This is a genomic window from Streptomyces sp. SAI-170, assembly GCF_049739565.1.
Taxonomy (GTDB): Bacteria; Actinomycetota; Actinomycetes; order Streptomycetales; family Streptomycetaceae; genus Streptomyces.
Genome location: NZ_JBMGQD010000001.1, coordinates 5,651,997 through 5,676,913 on the forward strand (window position 1 = coordinate 5,651,997; position 24,917 = coordinate 5,676,913).

21 protein-coding genes are annotated in these 24,917 nt (G+C 72.1%); 17 read left to right on the forward strand and 4 right to left on the reverse strand.

The window, feature by feature from the left end:
* The first annotated feature begins 141 nt into the window (after positions 1-141).
* The 5 genes from lepA to RKD23_RS25345 all read left to right on the forward strand — a co-directional run bounded on the left by lepA (position 142) and on the right by RKD23_RS25345 (position 8,148).
* The gene (gene lepA / locus RKD23_RS25325; RefSeq protein WP_399641416.1) at positions 142-2,010 is read left to right on the forward strand and encodes a translation elongation factor 4; all 1,869 of its coding nucleotides are present in this window, start codon (positions 142-144) and stop codon (positions 2,008-2,010) included.
* Between the two features lie 235 nt (positions 2,011-2,245).
* Positions 2,246-4,120 carry an AMP-dependent synthetase/ligase gene (locus tag RKD23_RS25330; protein ID WP_424855751.1) on the forward strand — a complete coding sequence of 625 codons (1,875 nt, stop codon included), beginning with the start codon at positions 2,246-2,248 and terminating at the stop codon, positions 4,118-4,120.
* Between the two features lie 260 nt (positions 4,121-4,380).
* Complete coding sequence (locus RKD23_RS25335) at positions 4,381-6,189, forward strand: SpoIIE family protein phosphatase (RefSeq protein WP_424855752.1); 1,809 nt, start codon at positions 4,381-4,383, stop codon at positions 6,187-6,189.
* Between the two features lie 32 nt (positions 6,190-6,221).
* Entirely contained in the window at positions 6,222-7,454 is a 1,233-nt protein-coding gene (gene hemW / locus RKD23_RS25340; RefSeq protein WP_424855753.1) for a radical SAM family heme chaperone HemW, read from the forward strand.
* A 103-nt stretch (positions 7,455-7,557) separates the two neighbouring features.
* Complete coding sequence (locus RKD23_RS25345; RefSeq protein WP_424855754.1) at positions 7,558-8,148, forward strand: Uma2 family endonuclease; 591 nt, start codon at positions 7,558-7,560, stop codon at positions 8,146-8,148.
* Here the strand turns inward: RKD23_RS25345 and RKD23_RS25350 are convergent.
* Positions 8,126-8,941, reverse strand: a complete 816-nt coding sequence (locus RKD23_RS25350; protein ID WP_424855755.1) for a DUF3097 domain-containing protein — start codon at positions 8,939-8,941, stop codon at positions 8,126-8,128. The genes RKD23_RS25345 and RKD23_RS25350 overlap by 23 nt on opposite strands.
* A gap of 32 nt (positions 8,942-8,973) precedes the next feature.
* Entirely contained in the window at positions 8,974-9,705 is a 732-nt protein-coding gene (locus RKD23_RS25355) for an MBL fold metallo-hydrolase (RefSeq protein ID WP_424855756.1), read from the reverse strand.
* Between the two features lie 160 nt (positions 9,706-9,865).
* Between RKD23_RS25355 and hrcA the strand changes: the two genes are divergently transcribed.
* The 5 genes from hrcA to RKD23_RS25380 all read left to right on the forward strand — a co-directional run bounded on the left by hrcA (position 9,866) and on the right by RKD23_RS25380 (position 14,365).
* A complete protein-coding gene (gene hrcA, locus RKD23_RS25360) occupies positions 9,866-10,882 on the forward strand; it encodes a heat-inducible transcriptional repressor HrcA (protein ID WP_404035385.1) in 1,017 nt (338 codons plus the stop codon).
* A complete protein-coding gene (gene dnaJ / locus RKD23_RS25365) occupies positions 10,883-12,019 on the forward strand; it encodes a molecular chaperone DnaJ (protein ID WP_424855757.1) in 1,137 nt (378 codons plus the stop codon).
* A gap of 99 nt (positions 12,020-12,118) precedes the next feature.
* Complete coding sequence (locus RKD23_RS25370) at positions 12,119-13,204, forward strand: nitronate monooxygenase (RefSeq protein WP_424855758.1); 1,086 nt, start codon at positions 12,119-12,121, stop codon at positions 13,202-13,204.
* Complete coding sequence (locus tag RKD23_RS25375; protein WP_424855759.1) at positions 13,204-13,941, forward strand: 16S rRNA (uracil(1498)-N(3))-methyltransferase; 738 nt, start codon at positions 13,204-13,206, stop codon at positions 13,939-13,941. The genes RKD23_RS25370 and RKD23_RS25375 overlap by 1 nt, the downstream gene beginning before the upstream one ends.
* A 31-nt stretch (positions 13,942-13,972) precedes the next feature.
* Positions 13,973-14,365, forward strand: a complete 393-nt coding sequence (locus tag RKD23_RS25380; protein WP_424855760.1) for a VOC family protein — start codon at positions 13,973-13,975, stop codon at positions 14,363-14,365.
* Here RKD23_RS25380 and RKD23_RS25385 read toward each other — a convergent pair.
* Positions 14,307-14,702, reverse strand: a complete 396-nt coding sequence (locus RKD23_RS25385) for a hypothetical protein (protein WP_424855761.1) — start codon at positions 14,700-14,702, stop codon at positions 14,307-14,309. The two genes, RKD23_RS25380 and RKD23_RS25385, sit on opposite strands and share 59 nt — an antisense overlap.
* 83 nt (positions 14,703-14,785) lie before the next feature.
* On the opposite strand from RKD23_RS25385, the gene RKD23_RS25390 reads away from it, so the two are divergent.
* From RKD23_RS25390 to RKD23_RS25410, 5 genes are all read left to right on the forward strand, one after another.
* A complete protein-coding gene (locus tag RKD23_RS25390) occupies positions 14,786-15,325 on the forward strand; it encodes a hypothetical protein (RefSeq protein ID WP_424855762.1) in 540 nt (179 codons plus the stop codon).
* A gap of 46 nt (positions 15,326-15,371) precedes the next feature.
* Positions 15,372-18,581, forward strand: a complete 3,210-nt coding sequence (locus RKD23_RS25395; protein ID WP_424855763.1) for a S41 family peptidase — start codon at positions 15,372-15,374, stop codon at positions 18,579-18,581.
* Between the two features lie 93 nt (positions 18,582-18,674).
* Positions 18,675-19,028 carry a histidine triad nucleotide-binding protein gene (locus tag RKD23_RS25400; protein WP_424855764.1) on the forward strand — a complete coding sequence of 118 codons (354 nt, stop codon included), beginning with the start codon at positions 18,675-18,677 and terminating at the stop codon, positions 19,026-19,028.
* 7 nt (positions 19,029-19,035) lie between these two features.
* Positions 19,036-19,941, forward strand: a complete 906-nt coding sequence (locus tag RKD23_RS25405; protein ID WP_424855765.1) for a ribonuclease Z — start codon at positions 19,036-19,038, stop codon at positions 19,939-19,941.
* Between the two features lie 20 nt (positions 19,942-19,961).
* Positions 19,962-20,951 (forward strand): adenosine deaminase, encoded by a 990-nt coding sequence (locus tag RKD23_RS25410; protein WP_424855766.1) that lies wholly within the window; start codon positions 19,962-19,964, stop codon positions 20,949-20,951.
* Here RKD23_RS25410 and RKD23_RS25415 read toward each other — a convergent pair.
* Complete coding sequence (locus RKD23_RS25415; RefSeq protein WP_424855767.1) at positions 20,948-22,135, reverse strand: MFS transporter; 1,188 nt, start codon at positions 22,133-22,135, stop codon at positions 20,948-20,950. The genes RKD23_RS25410 and RKD23_RS25415 overlap by 4 nt on opposite strands.
* A 233-nt stretch (positions 22,136-22,368) precedes the next feature.
* On the opposite strand from RKD23_RS25415, the gene RKD23_RS25420 reads away from it, so the two are divergent.
* Complete coding sequence (locus RKD23_RS25420) at positions 22,369-23,655, forward strand: glucarate dehydratase family protein (RefSeq protein ID WP_424855768.1); 1,287 nt, start codon at positions 22,369-22,371, stop codon at positions 23,653-23,655.
* A 94-nt stretch (positions 23,656-23,749) separates the two neighbouring features.
* Positions 23,750-24,871, forward strand: coding sequence for a carbohydrate kinase family protein (locus tag RKD23_RS25425; protein ID WP_424855769.1), 1,122 nt, complete (start codon positions 23,750-23,752; stop codon positions 24,869-24,871).
* The last annotated feature ends 46 nt before the right edge of the window (positions 24,872-24,917 follow it).

A 24,917-nucleotide genomic window follows, 5' to 3' on the forward strand; every position in this document is an offset into this window, starting at 1 on the left:
AGGGCATGAGACACAGCCACCCAGGCTACCAGTGCCCCCGCGGCCAGCCCAAACCAGCCGCCGGTCGCCGCCCGTGGGACCATGGAGGCTACGTATCGATCCGACCCGAGGCATAAGGCGCCTCAAGAGACAGGACCCTGCGTGCCCGCGACCCCTAACAATGTGCCCGAGCCGAGCCGTACCGACCCGGCTCTGATCCGCAATTTCTGCATCATCGCGCACATCGACCACGGCAAGTCCACGCTCGCCGACCGGATGCTCCAGCTGACCGGTGTGGTCGAGCAGCGGCAGATGCGCGCTCAGTACCTCGACCGCATGGACATCGAGCGCGAGCGCGGCATCACGATCAAGTCCCAGGCGGTGCGTCTGCCGTGGGCCCCGACCCACGACAAGAGCAACACGCACATCCTCAACATGATCGACACCCCGGGGCACGTCGACTTCACCTATGAGGTCTCGCGGTCGCTGGCCGCCTGTGAGGGGACCATCCTCCTCGTCGACGCCGCCCAGGGCATCGAGGCCCAGACCCTCGCCAACCTCTACCTGGCGATGGAGAACGACCTCACGATCATCCCCGTACTGAACAAGATCGACCTGCCGGCCGCGCAGCCCGAGAAGTTCGCCGAGGAGCTCGCCAACCTGGTCGGATGCGACCCGTCCGACGTGCTCAGGGTCTCCGCGAAGACCGGTGTCGGTGTCGACGCGCTGCTGGACAAGGTCGTCGCCGAGGTCCCCGCGCCGGTCGGCGTCAAGGACGCGCCCGCGCGCGCCATGATCTTCGACTCCGTCTACGACTCCTACCGCGGTGTCGTGACGTACGTCCGTGTCATCGACGGCCAGCTCAACAAGCGCGAGCGCATCAAGATGATGTCGACCGGTGCCACGCACGAGCTGCTGGAGATCGGCACCAACTCGCCCGAGATGCTGGGCGCCGACGGCCTCGGGGTCGGTGAGGTGGGCTACCTCATCACCGGTGTGAAGGACGTTCGCCAGTCCAAGGTCGGTGACACCGTCACCAGCCAGCACAAGGGCGCGACGGAGGCGCTCGGCGGCTACAAGGACCCGAAGCCGATGGTCTTCTCGGGCCTGTATCCGCTGGACGGGTCCGACTACCCGGAGCTGCGTGAGGCGCTCGACAAGCTCCAGCTCAACGACGCCGCGCTGGTCTACGAGCCGGAGACCTCCGCCGCGCTCGGCTTCGGCTTCCGCGTCGGCTTCCTGGGGCTGCTGCACCTCGACGTGATCCGTGAGCGGCTGGAGCGCGAGTTCGGGCTCGACCTGATCGCCACCGCGCCGAACGTGGTCTACCGGGTCGTGATGGAGGACGGCAGCGAGCACACCGTCACCAACCCGAGCGAGTTCCCCGAAGGCAAGATCAACGAGGTGTACGAGCCGGTCGTGCGGGCCACGATCCTCGCGCCGACCGAGTTCATCGGCTCGATCATGGAGCTGTGCCAGACCCGGCGCGGCACCCTCCTCGGCATGGACTACCTCTCCGAGGACCGGGTCGAGATCCGCTACACCCTGCCGCTCGCGGAGATCGTCTTCGACTTCTTCGACCAGCTGAAGTCCAAGACCCGTGGCTACGCCTCGCTGGACTACGAGCCCACCGGCGAGCAGACCTCCAGCCTGGTCAAGGTCGACATCCTGCTGCACGGCGACAAGGTGGACGCCTTCTCCGCGATCACGCACAAGGACGCGGCGTACGCCTATGGTGTGCGGCTCGTCGCCAAGCTGCGCGAGCTCATCCCGCGGCAGGCCTTCGAGGTGCCGATCCAGGCGGCCATCGGCTCCCGGGTCATCGCCCGCGAGACCATCCGCGCCATCCGCAAGGACGTCCTCGCCAAGTGCTACGGCGGTGACATCTCCCGTAAGCGGAAGCTGCTGGAGAAGCAGAAGGAAGGCAAGAAGCGGATGAAGATGGTGGGTTCCGTGGAGGTTCCGCAGGAGGCCTTCATCGCGGTGCTCTCCAGCGATGACAGCGCGGGGTCGGGCAAGGCCAAGAAGTAACCCGCAGCACACCCGCAAAACGGACATCGAGGGGCCCGTCGTGCAAAAGCGCGGCGGGCCCCTCGCATGTGGCGGGTATGTATCTGTAGGAAGTGACAGGGCGCGGACTCTTACGCAGCGGGCGGCCGGGCTCTACCCTGTCCCTGCTCGATAGTTACTCACGAGTTAAACAACGGCACGTGAGTGAAAAACAGCCACTGAGCCAGCCGCATCGTCGCGGGCCCCGGAGGACGTCGTGAGCGACACACAGACCCTGATCGAGAACCGTCCGCCCTCCGTGGCGGGCCTCTTCCTGGAGCGCGTGGCGGCGACGCCGGACGCCGAGGCGTACCGGTACCCCGTACCAGCCCCGTCCGGTCAGGGCCCCGACGAGTGGAAGTCGCTGAGCTGGGCCCAGGCCGCCGACCGCGTCTACGCCGTCGCGGCCGGACTCATCGAGCTCGGTGTCCAGGCCGAGCAGCGCGTCGCCCTCGCCGCCGCCACCCGCCTCGAGTGGCTGCTGGCCGACCTGGGCATCATGTGCGCCGGCGCGGCCACCACCACCATCTACCCGCAGACCAACGCGGACGAGGCGGCGTACATCCTCGCCGACTCCGGCAGCCGGGTGCTCATCGCGGAGAACGCCGAGCAGCTCGCCAAGGCCGTCGAGAAGCGCGCCGAGCTGCCCGAGCTCACCCATGTCGTGGTGATCGACGCCGAGGGCGTGGAGACCGGCGACTGGATCCTCTCCCTCGCCGAGCTGGAGAGCCGGGGTGCCGCCCGGCTGGAGAAGGACCCCGAGCTGATCAAGGAGCGGGTCGCCGCGATCACCAGCGACCAGCTCGCCACCCTCATCTACACCTCCGGCACCACCGGCCGCCCCAAGGGTGTGCGCCTGCCGCACGACAACTGGTCGTACATGGCGAAGGCGATCGCCGCGACCGGCCTGATCACCGCCGACGACGTGCAGTACCTGTGGCTGCCGCTCGCCCATGTCTTCGGCAAGGTGCTCACCTCCGGGCAGATCGAGGTCGGCCACGTCACCGCCGTCGACGGCCGCGTCGACAAGATCATCGACAACCTGCCGGTCGTCCAGCCGACCTACATGGCGGCCGTGCCCCGCATCTTCGAGAAGGTCTACAACGGCGTCGCCGCCAAGGCCCGCGCCGGCGGCGCCGCCAAGTACAAGATCTTCCAGTGGGCGGCCGAGGTCGCCCGCGAGTACGCCAAGGTCACCCAGGACAACTTCCGCCGCACCGGCACCGCGAGCGCGCCCTTCGGCCTCGCCACCAAGCACAAGGTCGCCGACACGCTCGTCTACTCCAAGCTGCGCGAGGCCTTCGGCGGCAACCTGCGCGCCTGTGTCTCCGGCTCGGTCGCCCTCGCCCCCGAGATCGGCTACTTCTTCGCCGGCGCCGGCATCCACATCCTGGAGGGCTACGGCCTGACCGAGACCTCCGCCGCGTCCTTCGTCAACCCCGGCGAGGCCTACCGCACCGGCACCGTCGGCAAGCCGCTGCCCGGCTGCGAGGTGCGTATCGCCGACGACGGCGAGATCCTGCTGCGCGGCCCCGGCATCATGGAGGGCTACCACAACCTGCCCGAGAAGACCGCCGAGGTCCTGGAGGCCGACGGCTGGTTCCACACCGGCGACATCGGCGAGCTGTCCCCCGACGGCTACCTGCGCATCACCGACCGCAAGAAGGACCTGTTCAAGACCTCGGGCGGCAAGTACGTCGCGCCGACCGAGATCGAGGGACAGTTCAAGGCCGTGTGCCCCTTCGTCTCCAACATCCTCGTCCACGGCGCCGACCGGAACTTCTGCACCGCGCTCATCGCGCTCGACGAGGCCGCGATCAGCGGCTGGGCCGCGGAGCACGGGCTCAAGGACAAGTCGTACGCCGAGATCGTCGCGGCCCCCGCCACCGTGGAGATGGTCGAGGGCTACATCCAGGAGCTCAACTCCGGCCTGCAGAGGTGGCAGACGATCAAGAAGTTCCGGCTGCTGCCGCGGGATCTCGATGTGGAGCACGGGGAGATCACGCCGAGCCTGAAGCTGAAGCGGCCGGTCGTCGAGCGGGAGTACAAGCATCTGCTGGAGGAGATGTACGAAGGCACGCGCGAAGCGTGAGGGGGTGGCGGGGGCTGTTCGGCGGCCTCGCGTGCGGCGTGGTTGATCGCGCCCACGCGGCGGAGCCGCAGATCGACACAGCCCCGCGCCCCTGACCACCATCCCCATGACGCGTGAAAACGGTCGGGTTCTTCCACCTCCGTAGCACAGAACACCCCCAAGGCGGTCTACTTCGGTAACTCCCCGCTTTTGGACACGACCTGTCTGTCACTCTGGCGGCAGACCGAGGTCAATACGTCCGAAAGCTCGGGGAGTTGTCCATGAGGGCCATTCCGGTGCAACGGGAGACCGTTGCCTCCGCGCGACCCTCCGAGCTCCGTACGAAGCTGGCCGGAGGGCCGCCGGCGCCCGGGATCGCGCGAGCGCTGGCGCGGGCTGCCTTCCAGGAGTGGGTGCCCGACACGGAGCGGCTGGTCGGGGACGCGCTGGTGGTCGTCAGTGAGCTGGTCACCAACGCCGTCGTGCACGCCGGGACGGACGTCGAGCTGTACTGCCGGCTGGAGGACGGCTGCGGCGCCCTCGTCGTCGAGGTGACCGACCGGCATCCGGCCCGCCCGCCCCGCAGCACCACCCCGGAGGCGCAGGAGTACGGGCGGGGCCTGCGGCTGGTCGCGGGGCTCGCCGAGGCCTGGGGCGTCACCTACCGCAAGGGCGCCAAGACGGTGTGGGCGCGGCTGACGCCCGAGGACAGCGGAGGCTGTGCACCGGAGGGCGCCCTCGACGCGGCCGCGCTCCTCGCGCCGGAGGGCCGGTGCGCGGAGCACGACGGGGACTGGCTGGGACGCGGCGCGCTGTCCTTCCTCGCCGAGGCCTCCGACCTCCTCGCCGGGCAGCTCGACGAGAACCTGGTCGCCGCGCTCACCGGCCAGCTGCTCGTGCCGAGGCTCGCCGACTGGTGTGCGATCTGGCTTGAGGACGAGGCCACCGGACGCGGCTGGAGCGAGGGCGGCGGGCTGCCCGGACCCCGCCTCGGCCGGGTCTGGCACGGCCACGAGGACCGTATCGAGGAACTGCGCCGCGTCCTGGAGAAGGAACCGCCCCGCCCGACCGACGGCCTGCGCTCGGGCCCCGAGGCCTACCCCTGGCCCGCCGCCGCGCTCGCCCCCGGCGCCCCGCACGGCTCGGCGCTCGCCTACCGGCTGATCGCCGGCGGACGCCCGCTGGGCACCCTCGTCATCGGCCGCGCCGGCATCCTGCGCTTCCCCGACGAGATCACCGGCCTCGTCGAGGACCTCGCCCGCCGCGTCGCCCTCGCGATCGGCGCGGCCCGCCAGTACGCGCGCCAGGCCACCATCAGCGCCGTCCTCCAGCGCGGACTGCTGCCCGGCGCGGTCGCCCAGATCCCCGGGGTGCGCAGCGCGCTCGTCTACGAGCCGTGCGACAAGGGCGGCCCGAGCGGCGACTTCTACGACCTCTTCCCGGCCGGCCACGGCCGCTGGTGCTTCGCCGTCGGGGACGTCCAGGGCAAGGGCCCCGAGGCCGCCGTCGTCATCGGCCTGGCCCGGCCCTGGCTGCGGCTGCTGGCCCGCGAGGGCTACCGCGTCGCCGACGTCCTCGACCGCCTCAACCAGCTCCTCCTCGACGACGCCACCGAGGCCGCCGACGCCGCCGCCCGCGCCCTCGTCGGCCCCGGCGGGCCCGGCGACGGCCCGCAGACCCGCTTCCTGTCCCTGCTGTACGGCGAACTCGTGCCGTTGGAGGGCGGCGGGGTCCGCTGCACCCTGGCCTCCGCGGGCCACCCGCTGCCGCTGCTCCTCGGGGCGGACGGCAGCGTCCGTACGGCGGCACGGCCGCAGACCCTGCTCGGGGTCGTCGAGGACGAGACGTACACCAGCGAGACCTTCGAGCTGTGGCCCGGCGACAGTCTGCTGTGCGTCACGGACGGGGTCACCGAGCGGCGCGACGGCATCCGCCAGTTCGACGACGCCGACGGCCTCGCCACCGCCCTCGCCGGATGTGCCGGACTGGACGCCGAGCTGATCGCGGAACGCATCCGCCGGCTCGTGCACGACTTCGGCGGGCAGCCGCCGGAGGACGACCTGGCGCTGCTGGTGCTCCAGGCGGAATAGAGCCACCTCGGACATGGGGGACACTGGAAGACATGCCTTCCGCACTCCCCGACGGCGAGCCCGTCCCCGCCGACGGCGCGCTGCCCGCCTCCGCGCTCGCCGGCGCGGCCGACCGGCCCCTCGGCTTCTATCTGCACGTTCCGTACTGCGCGACCCGCTGCGGCTACTGCGACTTCAACACCTACACCGCGACCGAGCTGCGCGGCACGGGCGGGGTGCTGGCCTCCCGCGACAACTACGCCGAGACGCTGATCGACGAGATCCGCCTCGCGCGGAAGGTGCTGGGCGACGACCCGCGCGAGGTCCGTACCGTCTTCGTCGGCGGCGGCACGCCGACCCTGCTGGCCGCCGATGATCTCGTACGGATGCTGGGGGCCGTCCGCGACGAGTTCGGCCTGGCGCCCGACGCCGAGGTGACCACGGAGGCGAACCCGGAGTCGGTCGACCCGGCGTACCTGAGCACCCTGCGCGAGGGCGGCTTCAACCGCATCTCCTTCGGCATGCAGAGCGCCAGGCAGCACGTCCTGAAGATCCTGGACCGCACCCATACGCCGGGACGCCCCGAGGCATGCGTGGCGGAGGCGCGCGCGGCCGGCTTCGAGCACGTCAACCTCGACCTGATCTACGGCACCCCGGGCGAGTCGGACGACGACTGGCGGGCCTCGCTGGAGGCGGCGCTCGGCGCCGGCCCCGACCACATCAGCGCGTACGCCCTGATCGTCGAGGAGGGCACCCAGCTCGCGCGCCGCATCCGCCGGGGCGAGGTCCCGATGACCGACGACGACGTCCACGCGGACCGGTACCTCATCGCCGAGGAAATGCTCGGGCAGGCGGGCTTCGACTGGTACGAGGTCTCCAACTGGGCCACCTCGGACGCGGGCCGCTGCCTGCACAACGAGCTGTACTGGCGCGGCGCCGACTGGTGGGGCGCGGGGCCGGGCGCCCACTCGCACGTGGGCGGGGTGCGCTGGTGGAACGTCAAGCATCCGGGGGCGTACGCGGCGGCACTGGCGGAGGGGCGCTCGCCGGGGGCGGGGCGTGAGCTGCTGTCCGAGGAGGACCGGCGGGTGGAGCGGATTCTGCTGGAGCTGCGGCTGCGGGAGGGGGTGCCGCTGTCGCTGCTGCGGGAGGAGGGGCTTGCGGCTTCGCGGCGGGCGCTTTCGGAGGGGCTGCTCCAGGAGGGGCCGTACGAGGAGGGGCGTGCGGTGTTGACGCTGCGGGGGCGGTTGCTGGCGGATGCGGTGGTGCGGGATCTGGTGGACTGATCACTCCGGCGAGTGAATACCTCCGGAACGCCGGTTCGGTCCCTAACCTGGTTCGTAGGCTGCCGCCGTAATTGACGGTGGCGGATACCGGAGGGCTGCGGAGATGACCGCTGTGGACGACCGACCGATGACCACCGGCATGGTGAAGATCTTCGACGAACTCGAACCTCCTGAGGGCGTCAAGATGGAGCTCCTCCGGGGGGTGATCGTGATGATGGCCGGCCCAGATCTGGTGCACAACCTGATCGTGCTGCACGCCCAGCGGCAGATCCCTATGGACCGCTGGTATCCCATCCAGACGCAGGACGTCGACATCGTCGGCGAGGAGAGCGTGCTCGTCCCGGATTTGGTTGTCGCGGCGCCGGATGTACTGCCCACGTCAGGGCATCTTTTGCCATCAGTGCTGGTTACGGCGGTGGTCGAGGTCGTCTCCAAGTCCAGCGTCCATCAGGACTACGTCGTCAAGCGCTCGATCTACGCCGCCGGCAAGATCCCCGCCTACCTCATCCTCGACCCGATCATGGCGCACTGCGTCCTGCTGACGAAGCCCGCAGGCGACGGTGATGACGCCGACTACCGCAGCCAGGAGATCATCAAGTTCGGCGACCCAGTCCCGCTGGAGATTCTGGGAGTCGAACTGGACACCAGCGAATTCGGAACGTTCCCCAACGTCAGGCCGCACCGCTACCCGTGACGAAGTCGATCAGCTCCTCCACCCGCCCCAGCAGCGCCGGTTCCAGGTCCTTGTAGGACCCCACCCGCTTCAGGATCGCCTGCCACACCGCGCCCGTGTTGTCCGACGGCCAGCCCAGCGCCCGGCACACGCCCGTCTTCCAGTCCTGCCCGTGAGGCACCCGCGGCCACGCCTCGATCCCCAGCGACGACGGCTTCACCGCCTCCCAGATGTCGATGTACGGGTGGCCCACCACCAGGGCGTGCTCACTCGTCACCGACTGGGCGATGCGCCACTCCTTCGAGCCCGGGACCAGGTGGTCCACCAGGACGCCCAGTCGCGCGTCCGGGCCGGGGGCGAAGTCGTCGACGATCCTCGGCAGGTCGTCCACGCCCTCCAGGTACTCCACCACCACGCCCTCGACGCGCAGGTCGTCGCCCCAGACCTTCTCGACCAGCTCGGCGTCGTGCCGGCCCTCGACGTAGATGCGGCCGGCGCGGGCCACGCGGGCCCGGGCGCCGGGCACCGCGACCGAGCCGGATGCCGTACGGGTGGGACGTACAGGAGAACCAGCCGCAGGCCGCACCAGCGTCACCACCCGGCCCTCCAGCAGGAAGCCCCGCGGTTCCAGGGGGAAGACGCGGTGCTTGCCGAAGCGGTCCTCCAGGGTGACCGTGCCCGCCTCGCAGCGGATCACCGCGCCGCAGAAGCCGGTGCCGGGCTCCTCGACGACCAGACCGGGCTCGGCCGGGACCTCAGGGACGGGCTGCGGCTTCTTCCAGGGAGGGGTCAGGTCGGCGGAGTACTGGCGCATTCGGATGACGATAGGAACAAGCCCCCGCGCCTTCAGGGCGACACGCCGAAACGGGACGCCAGCTCGTCCCGCTGACGTCGTACGAAGCCGGCGTCGACCACCGCTCCGTGACCGGGTACGTACAGCGCGTCCTCGCCGCCGAGGGCCAGCAGGCGGTCCAGGGCGTCGGGCCAGCGGGACGGCACCGCGTCGGAGCCCGCCTGGGGTTCGCCGGACTCCTCGACCAGGTCGCCGCAGAACACCACCTCGGGGGAGCCGGGGACCAGGACGGCGAGGTCATGGGCGGTGTGGCCGGGGCCGACGTTGGCCAGCAGGACCTGGCGGCCGCCGCCGAGGTCCAGCGTCCACTCGCCGGAGACATGATGGCCGGGCGCGATCAACGCCTCCGCCGCCTCCGTGGCCGCCTCCTCGTCCAGGCCGTTGCCGATCGCGTCCGCGCGCAGCTCCTCGCGGGCGTGCCGGGACGTCAGCGCCGCGGCCACGCCGACCGCGCCGTACACCTCGGCGTCCGACAGCGCCGCAGCCCCGAAGACATGATCGAAATGGGGGTGGGTCAGCGCGAGATGGGTCACACGGCCGCCGGACAGCCACTCGGCGCGGGCCCGCAGCTCCGACCCCTCCCGAAGGCTCGAACCCGCATCGATCAGCAGCGCGTTGCCCTCCCCGACGACCAGCCCGGCCGTGCAGTCCCAGCCCGGCAGGCGGCACCGGCCGACCCCGGCCGCCAGCCGCTCCCACCCCAGCTCTTCCCAAGTCACCGTCATACGGCGACGCTAGCGGTGGCACCGTCACCTGGCGCGGCGGTGCGGTACCTGCCTTGCCGGAAGCCCGCCCGACCGCCGTACACTGGGCCGGTAAGGCTGGCACTCGAATGCTCAGAGTGCCAGGGGAAGCGCCGAGGTGACGACTTCTGGAGGTGTGCGCATGCTCAGTGAACGAAGGCTCCAGGTGCTGCGTGCCATCGTCCAGGACTATGTCGGCACCGAGGAGCCGGTCGGTTCCAAGGCGCTCACCGAGCGGCACAGCCTGGGCGTGTCCCCGGCGACCGTGCGCAACGACATGGCGGCCCTGGAGGACGAGGGCTACATCGCGCAGCCGCACACCAGCGCCGGGCGCATCCCGACCGACAAGGGCTACCGGCTCTTCGTCGACAAGCTCGCCGAGGTCAAGCCGCTCACCGCGCCGGAGCGGCGCGCCATCCAGAACTTCCTCGACGGCGCCGTCGACCTCGACGACGTCGTGGCCCGCACGGTGCGGCTGCTCGCGCAGCTCACCCGGCAGGTGGCCGTCGTGCAGTACCCGTCGCTGACCCGGTCCACGGTCCGGCACGTGGAGCTGCTGTCGATGGCCCCGGCCCGGGTGATGCTGGTGCTGATCACCGACACCGGCCGGGTCGAGCAGCGGATGGTCGACTGCCCGGCGCCGTTCGGCGAGGCCTCGCTCGCGGATCTGCGGGCGCGGCTGAACAGCCGGGTCGCGGGCCGTCGCTTCACGGACGTGCCGCAGCTGGTGCAGGATCTGCCGGAGGCCTTCGAGCCGGAGGACCGCGGCACGGTCCACACGGTGCTCTCCACCCTCCTGGAGACACTCGTCGAACAGACGGAGGAGCGGTTGATGATCGGCGGCACCGCCAATCTGACCCGCTTCGGACATGACTTCCCCCTCACCATCCGCCCCGTCCTGGAGGCCCTGGAGGAGCAGGTCGTGCTCCTCAAACTCCTGGGCGAGGCGGGTGATTCGGGCATGACCGTGCGCATCGGTCACGAGAACGCCTACGAGGGACTCAACTCCACGTCGGTGGTGTCGGTCGGCTACGGTTCGGGCGGCGAGGCAGTCGCCAAGCTCGGCGTGGTCGGACCGACCCGCATGGATTACCCGGGAACGATGGGAGCGGTACGCGCAGTGGCACGGTACGTCGGACAGATCCTGGCGGAGTCGTAAGTGGCCACGGACTACTACGCCGTTCTCGGCGTGCGCCGCGACGCGTCGCAGGAAGAGATCAAGAAGGCCTTCCGTCGGCTCGCTCGCGAGCTGCACCCGGACGTCAACCCCGATCCGAAGACCCAAGAGCGGTTCAAGGAGATCAACGCCGCCTACGAGGTGCTGTCGGACCCGCAGAAGAAGCAGGTCTACGACCTCGGCGGCGACCCGCTCTCGCAGTCCGGCGGCGCCGGCGCGGGCGGCTTCGGGGCGGGCGGCTTCGGCAACTTCTCCGACATCATGGACGCCTTCTTCGGTACGGCGTCCCAGCGCGGGCCGAGGTCGCGTACGCGGCGCGGCCAGGACGCGATGATCCGGATCGAGGTCGAGCTGGACGAGGCGGCCTTCGGCACGACCAAGGACATCCAGGTCGACACGGCCATCGTCTGCAACACCTGCAACGGCGAGGGCGCCGCGCCCGGCACCTCGGCGCAGACGTGTGACATGTGCCGCGGCCGCGGTGAGGTCTCGCAGGTCACCCGGTCCTTCCTGGGCCAGGTCATGACCTCGCGGCCCTGCCCGCAGTGCCAGGGCTTCGGCACCGTCGTGCCGACCCCGTGCCCCGAGTGCGCGGGTGACGGCCGGGTCCGCTCCCGGCGCACCCTCACGGTCAAGATCCCGGCCGGTGTGGACAACGGCACGCGTATTCAGCTCGCGGGCGAGGGCGAGGTCGGCCCCGGCGGTGGTCCCGCCGGTGACCTCTACGTCGAGATCCACGAGCTGCCGCACCCGATGTTCCAGCGGCGCGGCGACGACCTGCACTGCACGGTGACCATCCCGATGACGGCGGCGGCCCTCGGCACCAAGGTGCCGCTGGAGACGCTCGACGGCATGGAGGAGGTCGACATCCGGCCCGGCACGCAGTCCGGCCAGTCGATCCCGCTGCACGGGCGCGGTGTCACCCACCTGCGGGGCGGCGGTCGAGGCGACCTGATCGTCCACGTCGAGGTCCAGACCCCGGGCAAGCTCGACCCGGAGCAGGAACGCCTGCTGCGCGAGCTGGCCAAGCTCCGCGGCGAGGAAAGGCCTACCGGGCAGTTCCAACCTGGGCAGCAGGGGCTTTTCTCGCGGCTGAAGGATGCCTTCAACGGGCGCTGACGCGAGCTGGGCCTCCTGCTGGAGGCCCGGGAAATGTTGGCTTATGCCAAGGGGAAGGGCCGATTCGGACTTGTTCGGAGGACGTGACAACATGCGGTCATGTCCTCCGCGCTGACCGGTCTCCTCCCCTGTCCGATCGTGCAGGCCCCCATGGCGGGCGGCGTCTCCGTGCCGAAGCTCGCCGCTGCCGTGTGCGAGGCCGGCGGGCTGGGGTTCCTGGCCGCCGGGTACAAGACGGCCGACGGCATGTACCAGGAGATCAAGCAGCTGCGGAGCCTGACCTCCCGCCCCTTCGGGGTGAACCTCTTCATGCCGCACCCCGAGTACGCGGACCCCGCGGCCGTCGGCGTCTACGCCCACCAGCTCGCCGGCGAGGCCGCCTGGTACGAGACCGAGCTGGGCGACCCCGACAGCGGCCGCGACGACGGCTACGACGCCAAGCTGGCCGTCCTGCTGGGCAACCCCGTGCCGGCGGTCTCCTTCCACTTCGGCGTGCCCACCCCCGAGGCGCTGCAGGCCCTGCGCCGCGCCGGGACGGTCACCCTGGTCACCGCGACCTGCGTCGACGAGGCGCGTGCGGCGGAGCAGGCCGGTGCCGACGCGGTGATCGTGCAGGGCGTCGAGGCCGGCGGACACCAGGGCACGCACCGGGACCTGTCCGAGACCGACGGGACCGGCATCGGGCTGCTCTCCCTCCTCGCGCAGATCCGCGAGGCCGTGTCCCTGCCGCTCGTCGCCGCGGGCGGCATCATGCGCGGCAGCCAGATCGCCGCCGTCCTCGCCGCGGGCGCGAGCGCCGCCCAGCTCGGCACCGCGTTCCTCGCCACCGACGAGTCCGGCGCGCACGCCCTGCACAAGCAGGCCCTGACCAACCCGCTGTTCGTGCGCACCGAGCTGACGCGGGCGTTCTCCGGCCGCCCGGCACGCGGCCTGGTGAACCGTTTCCTGCGCGAGCACGGCCCGTACGCGCCCGCCGCCTACCCCGACGTCCACCACCTCACCGCGCCGCTGCGCAAGGCGGCCGCGAAGGCGGGCGACGCCCAGGGCATGGCGCTGTGGGCGGGGCAGGGGCACCGGATGGCGCGCGCGATGCCCGCCGGGCAGCTGGTGGAGGTGCTGATGGGCGAACTGGCCGCCGCCCGCACAACGTTGTCGAACCTGCCGGCGCAAGGAGGTGCCCTCTGATGACGGCTCCGGTGTTCGTGGTCGAGCAAATCGATCGCGGCGGGCCCCAGTTCGTGCTCGACGGCCCCGAGGGACGGCACGCCGTCTCCGTGAAGCGGCTGCGGCCCGGCGAGGACGTCGTCCTCACCGACGGGCGCGGGCGCTGGGCGGAGGGCGTGGTCAGGGCCGCCGAGGGCAAGGACCGGCTGGTGGTGGACCTCGGCGCGGTCGAGGAGGAGCCCGAGCCGCAGCCCCGCATCACGGTCGTGCAGGCCCTGCCGAAGGGCGACCGCGGTGAACTCGCCGTGGAGACCATGACGGAGACCGGCGTCGACGCGATCGTCCCGTGGGCCGCGTCCCGCTGCATCACGCAGTGGAAGGGCGAGCGCGGTCTGAAGGCCCTCGCCAAGTGGCGGGCCACCGCACGGGAGGCGGGCAAGCAGTCCCGCCGGGTGCGCTTCCCGGAGGTCGCGGACGCCGCGAGCAGCAAACAGGTTGCCGCACTTCTCGCCAAAGCCGACTTCGCCGCCGTACTCCACGAGAGCGGTGAGGAGCCCCTCGCCACGGTCGAACTGCCCACCGAGGGCGAGATCGTGCTGGTCGTCGGCCCCGAAGGGGGCGTGTCCCCGGAGGAGTTGGCGCTGTTCGCGGAGGCGGGCGCGAAGCCGTACGTCCTCGGGCGTACCGTGCTGCGTACCTCGACCGCGGGGACCGCGGCGGTGGCCCTGCTGCTCGGGCGCACCGGCCGCTGGTCCTGAACGACGTCCTGAACCTCAGGGGGAGCACGCCATGGAACTCGCACAGGTCCGGCTGCTGGTCACCGACTTCGCCGCCTGCTACCGCTTCTACGCCGATGTCCTCGGCCTCAAGCCGCAGTCGGGCGCCGTCGACGGGCCGTACGAGAAGTTCAGCCCGGCCACCGGCTCGGCGGGCGTCGCGCTGCAGGACCGGGCCATGATGGCCGAGATGCTGGGCGAACTGGGCGACGCGGCGAGCGGGCACCGGTCGCTGGTGGTGCTGCGGGTGGACGACCTCGACGCGTACTGCGAGGAGATCACCGCGCGCGGCGCCGAGCTGCTGCACGGTCCGGCACCCATGTCCGACCGGCTGCGGGTGGCCCACGTCAAGGACCCGGAGGGCAATCTGGTGGAGCTTCAGGAGTGGCTGCTGCTGCGCGGCTGACCACCGCGGCGGGCAGCAGCTCCCAGCCGTCCAGGTCCCCGTCTCCGGGCAGCAGTCCGCGTCGTACGGCCTCGTCGACGAGGGCGCGCACGTTGCCCGGCTGGTTGAGGTTGAGCCCGTTGCCGTGCTCGTCGATCACGTATCCGCCGGGCTGGTAGCCGCCCGCCACGGCCCGGCCGGGCCCCTCACGGAAGACGATCCGCGTCCGGGTCCCGTCCCGGTGCAGCGTGAGCACCTCCTCGCACGGCCGCCCGGCACCGTGCCGGTGCCCCACCGACCACAGATAGGCGGTCGCCGAATCCACCACGAGCCTTCTCAGGGCGCGCTTCCTCCGCATCCGGCAAGGCTAGGCAAGGCGCGGGCCGTGCGTGGCCGTATGTGCTCTACCGCGACGGCCGGGACAGTGGGACGCTGCCCTCCATGGGGGCATTGCGACGGATTTGGGAAGCGGTGAAGCGGCCACGGGGCCGACGGACGGCGGCCGCGGTGGTGTTCGCGGTGGTCAGCGTGGGCGGCGCCGCCGCCTGCGACCCGGCGGGCGGGCTGAACTCGGCGACGGTGGCGTACACCACCGACCAGTTGGTGACGGCGGAGCTGGAGCGGCAGAAGGCGGACGTGCGCTGGCTGACGTGCACCGCGTCCGTCGACGACGGGGACAGCGCGTCCCCCTCCGCCACGGCCGACGACCTCGCCGCCGTCGACTGCCAGGGCGAGACCGACGACGGCAAGGACATCACCGTCACCGGCCGGGTCACCCGGGCCGTCAGCGGCGCGTGCGTACGCGGGGACCTCACCGCGAAGATCGACGGCAAGGAGTGGTTCCACGTCCAGGGCCTCGGCGACTGCGACGCCACCACCGCGCCGCCCGCGGGCGGACCCCGCCCCGCCGTCACGGTGACGGTGACGCAGACCGTGTGGTGCGACGACTTCCCAGAGTGCAGGCCGGTCGAGGGCAAGTGATCCAAACGCCCGACCCCGAACGGCCGCTCTGCATAGGCTTGATCGGGTGACGCAGCCCTCTTCCTCCGCCATACCGGCGTACCTCCGCTTCCCGCACGTGCACGGCGAGTCGGTCGCCTTCACCGCCGAGGACGACGTCTGGCTCGCCCCCCTCGACGGGGGCCGGGCCTGGCGGGTCAGCGCCGACAACGTGCCGGTGTCGCACCCGCGCATCTCGCCCGACGGCACCACCGTCGCCTGGACGTCCACCCGCGACGGCGCCCCCGAGGTGCACATCGCCCCGGTCGAGGGCGGACCCGGCAGGCGGCTGACGTACTGGGGCAGCGGCAAGACCCAGGTGCGCGGCTGGACCCCCGACGGCGAGGTCCTCGCGCTGAGCACCCACGGCCAGGCCACCCTGCGCCGCACCTGGGCGCGCGCGATCCCGCTCGACGGCGGCCCGGCCACCACGCTGCCCCACGGCCCCGTCGGCGACGTGGCGTTCGGCCCGGCGACCGTGCTGCTGTCCGCGCCGATGGGCCGCGAGGCGGCCTACTGGAAGCGCTACCGCGGCGGTACGGCGGGCAAGTTGTGGATCGACCCCGACGGCACCGGCGAGTTCGTACGGCTCCACGCCGACCTCGACGGCAACATCGAGCACCCCTGCTGGGCGGGCGAGCGCATCGCGTTCCTGTCCGACCACGAGGGCACCGGCGCGCTCTACTCCTCCCTCGCCGACGGCTCCGACCTGCGCCGCCACACCCCCCTCGACGGCTTCTACGCCCGCCACGCCACCAGCGACGGCACCCGGGTCGTCTACGCGAGCGCCGGTGAACTCTGGCTGCTCGACGACCTGGAGGGGGCCGAGCCGCGCCGCCTGGACATCCGGCTCGGCGGGCAGCGAACCGACCGCCAGCCGCACCCCGTGGACGCCGCCCGCTGGTTCGGCTCCGCCTCCCCCGACCACGCGGCCCGCGGCAGCGCGGTCGGCGTGCGCGGCGCGGTCCACTGGGTCACCCACCGCTCGGGGCCCGCCCGCGCCCTCGCCGCCGAACCCGGCGTACGGGCCCGGCTGCCGCGCACCTTCCGCGTGGAGGGCGAGGAGTGCGTGGTGTGGGTGACGGACGCCGAGGGCGAGGACGCCCTGGAGTTCGCCCCCGCCACCGGACTCGCCCCGGGCGCGACCCCGCGCCGTATCGCCGCGGGCCTGCTCGGCCGGGTCCTCGGCCTCACCATGTCCCCCGACGGCAGCCGCGCCGCCGTCGCCGCGCACGACGGACGCGTCCTGCTCGTCGAGCGGGAGACCGGCGAGGTCCGCGAACTGGACCGCAGCGAGCACGGCGACGTCACCGGCCTCACCTTCTCGCCCGACTCCGGCTGGCTCGCCTGGTCCCACCCCGGCCCGCACCCGCTGTGCCGGCTCAAGCTCGCCAACACCACCGACCTCACGGTCACCGAGGCGACGCCGCTGCGGTTCCAGGACTACGCGCCCGCCTTCACCCTCGACGGCAAGTACCTCGCGTTCCTGTCCAACCGCTCCTTCGACCCGGTCTACGACGAGCACGTCTTCGACCTCGCCTTCGTCACCGGCTCCCGCCCGCACCTGATCACCCTCGCGGCGACCACGCCCTCGCCGTTCGGACCGCAGCGGCACGGCCGCCCCTTCGAGGTGTCCGACAAGGACGAGACGCCCGACAGCGAGGGCACCCCCACCACCCGTATCGACCTCGACGGCCTCGCCGACCGGATCGTGCCCTTCCCGGTCGAGGCCGCCCGCTACTCCAACCTGCGCGCCGCCAAGGACGGCGTCCTGTGGCTGCGCCACCCCGTGCGAGGGGTCCTCGGCGTCTCCCGGGCCACACCCGAGGCGCCCGACCCGCACACCGAGCTGGAGCGCTACGACCTCGCCCAGCAGCGCATCGAGCACCTCGCCGCCGACGCCGACCACTTCGAGGTCAGCGGCGACGGCAAGCGGGTCCTGCTGTGGACGGACGGCCTGCTCAAGGTCGTGCCCAGCGACCGGCGGGCCTCCGCCGACGCCGACAGCGACAGCAACGTCACCGTCGACCTCGCCCGGGTGCGCCGGCTGATCGACCCGGCCGCCGAGTGGCGCCAGATGTTCGACGAGACCGGCCGCGTCATGCGGGACAACTTCTGGCGGGCCGACATGAACGGCGTCGACTGGGACGCCGTCCTCGACCGCTACCGGCCCCTCCTCGACCGCGTCGCCACCCATGACGACCTCGTCGACCTCCTCTGGGAGGTCCACGGCGAACTCGGCACCTCCCACGCCTACGTCGTCCCGAACGGCGGCTACGGCAGCGGCGACCGGCAGGGCCTGCTCGGCGCCGACCTCTCCCGCCACGAGGACGGCACCTGGCGCGTCGACCGCATCCTGCCCACCGAGACCTCCGACCCCGACGCCCGTTCCCCGCTCGCCGCGCCCGGCGTCGCCATCCGCCCCGGTGACGCGATCGTCGCCGTGGCGGGCCGGCCCGTGGACCCGGTGACGGGCCCCGGCCCCCTTCTCGTGGGTACGGCGGGCCACCCGGTCGAGCTGACCGTCTCCCCGTCCGGCGGCGGCGAACCCCGCCACGCCGTGGTCGTCCCCCTCGCCGACGAGGAACCCCTGCGCTACCACGCCTGGGTCGCCGACCGCCGCGCCTACGTCCACCAGGCCTCCGGCGGCCGCCTCGGCTACCTCCACGTCCCCGACATGCAGGCCCCGGGCTGGGCCCAGATCCACCGCGACCTGCGCGTGGAGGTCGCCCGCGAGGGCCTCGTGGTCGACGTCCGCGAGAACCGCGGCGGCCACACCTCCCAACTGGTCGTGGAGAAGCTGGCCCGCCGCATCGTCGGCTGGGCCGTCCCCCGCGGTATGCAGCCCTACAGCTATCCGCAGGACGCCCCGCGCGGCCCCGTCGTCGCCGTGGCCAACGAGTTCTCCGGCTCCGACGGCGACATCGTCAACGCCGCCGTCAAGGCCCTCGGCCTCGGCCCCGTCGTCGGCACCCGCACCTGGGGCGGCGTCGTCGGCATCGACAGCCGCTACCGCCTCGTCGACGGCACCCTCATCACCCAGCCCAAGTACGCCTTCTGGCTCGAGGGCCAGGAATGGGGCGTCGAGAACCACGGCGTCGACCCGGACGTGGAGGTCATCCAGAGCCCCCAGGACTGGGCAGCAGACAGGGACACCCAACTGGACGAGGCGATCAGGCTCGCCCTGGAGGCACTGGACCAACAGCCCGCCAAAACGCCGCCGAGGGTGATGCCCTAGGGGCGCGGGGAACTGCGCGAGCAACCGACGATCACCCGCACCCGACGACGATACGATGCGAAAACGAAAAGCCGCTCTACCCCCGGAGGGACCATGGCAGGCGAACCCCAGGAAGACTGCCTGTTCTGCAAGATCGTCGAAGGCCACATCCCCGCGGACGTGGTCCGCGAGACAGAAACGACGGTCGCCTTCCGGGACATAAACCCCCAGGCCCCCACCCACGTCCTGGTCATCCCGAAGGTGCACTACGCCAACGCCGCCGAACTGGCCGCGGCGGAACCGCAGATCGCCGCGGACGTCCTGCGGGAGGCCCAGGCCGTCGCCGACGAGGACAAGCTGGACAGCTACCGCATCGTGTTCAACACGGGGACCGGCGCGGGCCAGACGGTCTGGCACACCCACGCGCACATCCTCGGCGGCCGCGGCATGCAGTGGCCCCCCGGGTAAGGGAAACGTGTCCGTACGCGAACTCGTGGTGCTCGGCACCGCCAGCCAGGTCCCGACCCGGCACCGCAACCACAACGGCTACCTCCTCCGCTGGGACGGCGAGGGCCTCCTGTTCGACCCCGGCGAGGGCACACAGCGCCAGATGCTGCGCGCCGGGGTCGCGGCCCACGACCTGAACCGGCTCTGCGTCACGCACTTCCACGGCGACCACTCCCTCGGTCTCGCCGGGGTGATCCAGCGCATCAACCTCGACCAGGTGCCGCACGAGGTCACCGCGCACTACCCGGCCTCGGGCCAGCGCTTCTTCGACCGCCTCCGGTACGCGACGGCGTATCGCGAGACGGTCCGGCTGACGGAGTCCCCCATGGCGCAGGACGGCGTCATCGCCGCCACGCGGGACTATGTGCTCGAGACCCGCAGGCTCTCCCACCCCGTCGAGTCCTTCGGCTACCGGCTGGCCGAGCCCGACGGCCGCCGCATGCTGCCCGAGCGGCTCGCCGCGCACGGCATCAAGGGGCCGGACGTGGGCCGCATGCAGCGCGAGGGCATCTTGAACGGGGTCGCGCTGGAGGAGGTCAGCGAGGTGCGGCGCGGGCAGCGGTTCGCGTTCGTCATGGACACCCGGCTGTGCGAGGGCGCGTTCGCGCTCGCCGAGGGCTGCGACATGCTGGTCATCGAGTCGACGTTCCTCGACGAGGACGAGCAACTCGCCGTGGACCACGGTCATCTGACGGTCGGTCAGGCAGCCCGGGTGGCCCGGGAGGGCGGCGTGCGCCACCTCGTGCTCACCCACTTCAGCCAGCGCTACTCCGAGCCGGAGGAGTTCGAGCGCCAGGCCCGCGCCGCCGGCTACGAGGGCGAGCTGACGGTGGCGTACGACCTGATGCGGGTGCCGGTTCCGAAACGACGGTAAAGCGGTCGTACGATTCCGTAATGCCCCTCCCCAAAGCAGAACTGCACCTGCACATCGAAGGCACCCTGGAGCCGGAGCTGGCTTTCGAGCTGGCCGCGCGCAACGGCGTGGAGCTGCCGTACGAGGACACCGAAGAGCTGCGCACGGCGTACCGCTTCGACGACCTCCAGTCCTTCCTGGACCTGTACTACGAGCTGATGGCGGTGCTCCGTACCGAGCAGGACTTCGCGGATCTCGCGAACGCCTATCTGGCCCGCGCGGCGGCCCAGGGTGTGCGGCACGCGGAGATCTTCTTCGACCCGCAGGCCCACCTCGCGCGGGGTGTGGAGATGGGGACGGTCGTCGAGGGCCTGTGGCGGGCGCTCGCGCACAGCGAGGAGAACCACGGCGTCTCCACCAAGCTGATCATGTGCTTCCTGCGCGACGAGTCCGCCGAGTCGGCGATGGCGACCCTGGAGGCCGCGGGGCCCTATCTGCATCGCATCACCGGTGTCGGACTGGACTCGGCGGAGGTCGGGCATCCGCCGGTGAAGTTCCGCGAGGTGTACGAGGCAGCGGCCGGGCTGGGGCTGCGGCGCGTGGCGCACGCCGGTGAGGAGGGCCCGCCGGAGTACATCACCGAGGCGCTGGACGTCCTCGGCGTCGAGCGCGTCGACCACGGCCTGCGCTGCATGGAGGACCCGGAGCTGGTCGCCCGGCTGGTCCGCGACCGCGTCCCGCTGACGCTGTGCCCGCTGTCCAACGTCCGCCTGCGGGCCGTCGACGTGCTCGCCGAGCACCCGCTGCCCGCGATGCTGGACGCCGGCCTGCTGTGCACGGTCAACTCCGACGACCCCGCCTACTTCGGCGGCTACGCGGGCGACAACTTCGACGCCGTACGCCGTGACCTGCACCTCGGCGAGGAGCGCCTGCGCGAGCTGGCCCGCAACTCCTTCCTCGCCTCCTTCCTGGAGGACGACGAGGAGCGACGGGCGCGCTACCTCGCGGAGGTCGACGCGTACGAGTTCTAGGCGGCGGTCGCCGTCTGTCGGGCGGGCGTCTCCACCGGGATCTCGACGACCGGGAGCATCCGCCGGCCGGCGCCTCGTGCGACCACTGTCATGGGTACGGCGATCACCAGCAGCCCGGCCGCGAGGACCGCGCCCATCACCGGGAAGCCCGCCTGTGCGGACAGGAGGCTGCCGGTCAGCGGGCCCGCCGCCGTGCCCAGGGAGGACGCGGAGCCGACCAGGACCGCCCAGCGGCCGCGGGCCGGGTCGAGGGAGGCGGCCAGCCCGATCAGGTACGACAGGACGATCGGGTAGCAGGTGTTCCAGGCGATCTCGCCGCCAGCGAAGCTCGCCAGGTCGGTGGCGGACGCGCTCAGCACGATGCACCCGGCGATGAGCGCCGTACCGGCGCCGATGGGCAGCGCGCGGCCGAGCCGCGGTCCGAGTGCCCCCGCGCCGAGGACGCCGAGCAGTCCGGCGCCCAGCGCGACGGCGAAGACCACGCCGACGGCCGCCTCGGTGAGATGGGCCTGGGTCAGGCCGATCCGGCCGCTGACGCCCCACAGGGCGTTCTGCGCGAGCGACCAGCAGGGCATGACCGCGACGAGGACCAGCCCGGAGCGGCGGTGGGGGAGCGGGGCGGGTTCGCGGCGGGTGTGGAGGGTGGCTCCGGCGGCGGGCAGCCGGCCGGTGAGCGGCCACACGGCGAGCGCGGTCAGCGCGATCGCGGCGAGCGGCAGCCCGTGTCCGGGGCCGAGGTGGGGGACCGTCAGATAGACCGCGCCCGCGAGCGCCGAGACGCCCAGCAGCCCGAGCGTGGAGGTCCGGTGCGGATCGCGCTGGGCGGCGATCCGGGTCGCGGCGACCGCGGTGACGGTGCCCGAGCCGAACCCGCCGAGGACCGCCCCGGCGACCACGGCCGGCACGGCGTGCACGAGCGCGGCACCTCCGTATCCGGCGAAGGCGAGCGCCAGCCCGGCCCGGGCGAGCCTGCGGGCGCCGATCCGCTCGACGAGCGAGGCCAGCAGGAACCCGGCCGTCGCCGAACTCAGCAGCAGCGCACTGCCGATGGCGCCCGCCTGCGTGGCGGTGACGGGCAGATACGCGTCCAGCCGGCCGACGACCGTCGGCAGCAGGTACGGGGCGAGGTACCCGGCCGTGAAAAGGGCGAGGACGGGCCAGGGAGTGGTGCGGGGGGAGGACACGGGCGTTCCCAGGGCATGCGAAAGGAGCGGCACAAAAAGGGGGATTGGGCGACGACTGTCGACGGACAGGAACGCGCGGGCAATTTGTATCAAGTGGGGGCGGGCGCCAGCGAGGGCGGGTGGTGTGATCTGGAGCACTTTTCGGTTTGGTGCCTCGACCGCCGGGTAGAAGGGCGATCGCTTTTCATCCACTCGATCGGTGTTCTCATACATGAACCCGCAGGAGGCGCCCCGTGACCCCCGCCCCGACCGTCGCCGAGGTCCGGCTGACGCCCGTCCTGGTCGCCGACCCGCCCCTGCTCAACACCCAGGGCGTCCACCAGCCGTACACGCCCCGCCTGATCGTTGAGGTCGTCACGGACGACGGCACCACCGGCGTCGGAGAGACCTACGGCGACACCAAGTACCTGGAACTGGCCCGGCCGCTCGCCGCCCGGCTCACCGGACGCCGGGTGGACGACCTCAACGGGCTGTTCACGCTCGTGGACGAGGTCGGGGTGGACGCCTCACGCGTGGAGAACGCCGTCGACGTCGGCGGGCTGCGCGGTGTCCAGACCGCGGACAAGCTGAGGCTGTCCGTCGTCTCCGCCTTCGAGGTCGCCTGCCTCGACGCCCTCGGCAAGACGCTGGGGCTGCCCGTGCACGCCCTGCTCGGCGGCAAGCTGCGCGACTCGGTCGAGTACAGCGCGTACCTCTTCTACAAGTGGGCCGCACATCCCGGGGAGGCGGCCGACGACTGGGGCGCCGCCCTCGACCCCGCCGGGGTCGTCGAGCAGGCCCGCCGCTTCACCGAGCGTCATGGCTTCACCTCCTTCAAGCTCAAGGGCGGTGTCTTCCCGCCCGACGAGGAGATCGCCGCCGTCCGCGCCCTCGCCGAGGCGTTCCCCGGGCAGCCGCTGCGACTCGACCCCAACGGCGCCTGGTCGGTGGAGACGTCCGTGAAGGTCGCCGACGCGCTGAAGGACGTCCTCGAGTACCTGGAGGACCCGGCCCTCGGCACCGCCGCGATGGCCGAGGTCGCCGCCCGCACCGACGTGCCGCTCGCCACCAACATGTGCGTGACGACCTTCGCCGAGATACCCGGGGCGTTCACCCGCGGTGCCGTGCAGATCGTCCTGTCCGACCACCACTACTGGGGCGGGCTGCGCAACACCCAGCACCTGGCCGCCGTGTGCCGGACCTTCGGCGTCGGCATCTCCATGCACTCCAACACCCACCTCGGCATCAGCCTGGCCGCCATGACCCACGTCGCGGCGACCGTGCCCGCGCTCCACCACGCCTGCGACTCCCACTACCCCTGGCAGTCCGAGGACGTCCTCACCGAGCGCATCCCCTTCACCGGCGGCCGCGTCACCGTCTCCGACGCACCCGGCCTCGGCGTCGAACTCGACCGCGACCGGCTGGCCTTTCTGCACCGCAGGTGGCTCGAAGACGACGGCCGGCTGCACGACCGCGACGACGCGGCGGCGATGCGGGTCGCCGAGCCCGGGTGGACGACACCGACCGTGCCCCGCTGGTAGCGGCACGCGCGGTCCCCGCCGGGAGCGTCGGCGCCCCCCGCGCGCGGTGGTGCACACTGGCCTGAATCCGCACCGTGCGTCAGGGAGCGCCATCGTGATCGCGTCCGAGGTGTCCATCGCAGGGGGACCGCACCGCCGGTCCCAGGTCGACCCGCTCGCCGGGCTGCGCGCGCCCGCCGATCCGCCCTGGGACGTCTACCTCACCGGCACCGTCTTCCTCGACATCATCTTCACCGGCCTGGACTCCGCGCCCGTGCGCGGCACCGAGTCCTGGGCCCGCGGCATGGGCTCCAGCCCCGGCGGCGTCGCCAACATGGCCACCGCGCTGGCCCGGCTCGGCCTGCGCACCTCTCTCGCGGCGGCCTTCGGCGACGACCACTACGGCGAGTACTGCTGGGACGCCCTGGAACAGGGCGAGGGGATCGACCTCGGCCCGTCGCGCACGGTGCCCGGCTGGCACTCCCCGGTCACCGTCTCCATGGCCTACGAGGGCGAGCGCACGATGGTCTCCCACGGCCACGAGCCCCCGCCGGAGGAGCCCGCCCCCGACTGCCCGCCCCGCGCGCGGGCCGCGATCGCCTCCCTCACCCCGGGCAGGCGCGCCCCCTGGATCGCCCAGGCCGCGGCGAAGGGCACCCGCCTCTTCGCCGACGTCGGCTGGGACGACACCGGCGCCTGGGACCTCGCCGGGCTGGCCGACCTCGAACACTGCGAGGCCTTCCTGCCGAACGCCGAGGAGGCCATGCGCTACACCCGCACCAGCTGCCCGAGGGCGGCGGCACAGGCCCTGACCTCGTACGTCCCGGTCGCGGTCGTGACGCTGGGGGCGGAGGGGGCGTACGCGGTGGACGGCCGTACCGGCGAGACGGCGGAGGTCCCCGCGATCGCCGTCGAGGCGCTGGACCCCACCGGGGCGGGGGACGTCTTCGTCGCCGGGTTCGTCACCGGCACGCTGGCCGGCTGGCCCCTCGCCGACCGGCTGGCCTTCGCGGGCCTCACGGCGGCGCTGTCCGTCCAGGAGTTCGGCGGCTCCCTGTCGGCCCCCGGCTGGAGCGAGGTCGCCGCCTGGTGGCGCAAGGTCCAGTCACTGGAGGCCCAGGACCCGGCGGCACTGCAGCGGTACGCCTTCCTGGACGCCCTGGTCCCGGAGGAGTGCGTACGCCCCTGGCCGCTGAGGAGGGCGGTCCCGACGATCGGCTTCGGGAGGTCGGCGTAACCCGGAGTGTCCCTGCCCAGGCGCCCGCGGACAGCCCTGGCGAAAA

What these genes read in the sequence shown, in the direction of transcription:
- RKD23_RS25335 (WP_424855752.1), top strand. Translation starts at nt 4,381, where the DNA reads ATGAGGGCCATTCCGGTGCAACGGGAGACCGTTGCCTCCGCGCGACCC.
- hemW (WP_424855753.1), top strand. Translation starts at nt 6,222, where the DNA reads ATGCCTTCCGCACTCCCCGACGGCGAGCCCGTCCCCGCCGACGGCGCG.
- RKD23_RS25345 (WP_424855754.1), top strand. Translation starts at nt 7,558, where the DNA reads ATGACCGCTGTGGACGACCGACCGATGACCACCGGCATGGTGAAGATC.
- RKD23_RS25350 (WP_424855755.1), bottom strand. Translation starts at nt 8,941, where the DNA reads ATGCGCCAGTACTCCGCCGACCTGACCCCTCCCTGGAAGAAGCCGCAG.
- RKD23_RS25355 (WP_424855756.1), bottom strand. Translation starts at nt 9,705, where the DNA reads ATGACGGTGACTTGGGAAGAGCTGGGGTGGGAGCGGCTGGCGGCCGGG.
- hrcA (WP_404035385.1), top strand. Translation starts at nt 9,866, where the DNA reads ATGCTCAGTGAACGAAGGCTCCAGGTGCTGCGTGCCATCGTCCAGGAC.
- RKD23_RS25370 (WP_424855758.1), top strand. Translation starts at nt 12,119, where the DNA reads ATGTCCTCCGCGCTGACCGGTCTCCTCCCCTGTCCGATCGTGCAGGCC.
- RKD23_RS25375 (WP_424855759.1), top strand. Translation starts at nt 13,204, where the DNA reads ATGACGGCTCCGGTGTTCGTGGTCGAGCAAATCGATCGCGGCGGGCCC.
- RKD23_RS25380 (WP_424855760.1), top strand. Translation starts at nt 13,973, where the DNA reads ATGGAACTCGCACAGGTCCGGCTGCTGGTCACCGACTTCGCCGCCTGC.
- RKD23_RS25385 (WP_424855761.1), bottom strand. Translation starts at nt 14,702, where the DNA reads ATGCGGAGGAAGCGCGCCCTGAGAAGGCTCGTGGTGGATTCGGCGACC.
- RKD23_RS25390 (WP_424855762.1), top strand. Translation starts at nt 14,786, where the DNA reads ATGGGGGCATTGCGACGGATTTGGGAAGCGGTGAAGCGGCCACGGGGC.
- RKD23_RS25400 (WP_424855764.1), top strand. Translation starts at nt 18,675, where the DNA reads ATGGCAGGCGAACCCCAGGAAGACTGCCTGTTCTGCAAGATCGTCGAA.
- RKD23_RS25410 (WP_424855766.1), top strand. Translation starts at nt 19,962, where the DNA reads ATGCCCCTCCCCAAAGCAGAACTGCACCTGCACATCGAAGGCACCCTG.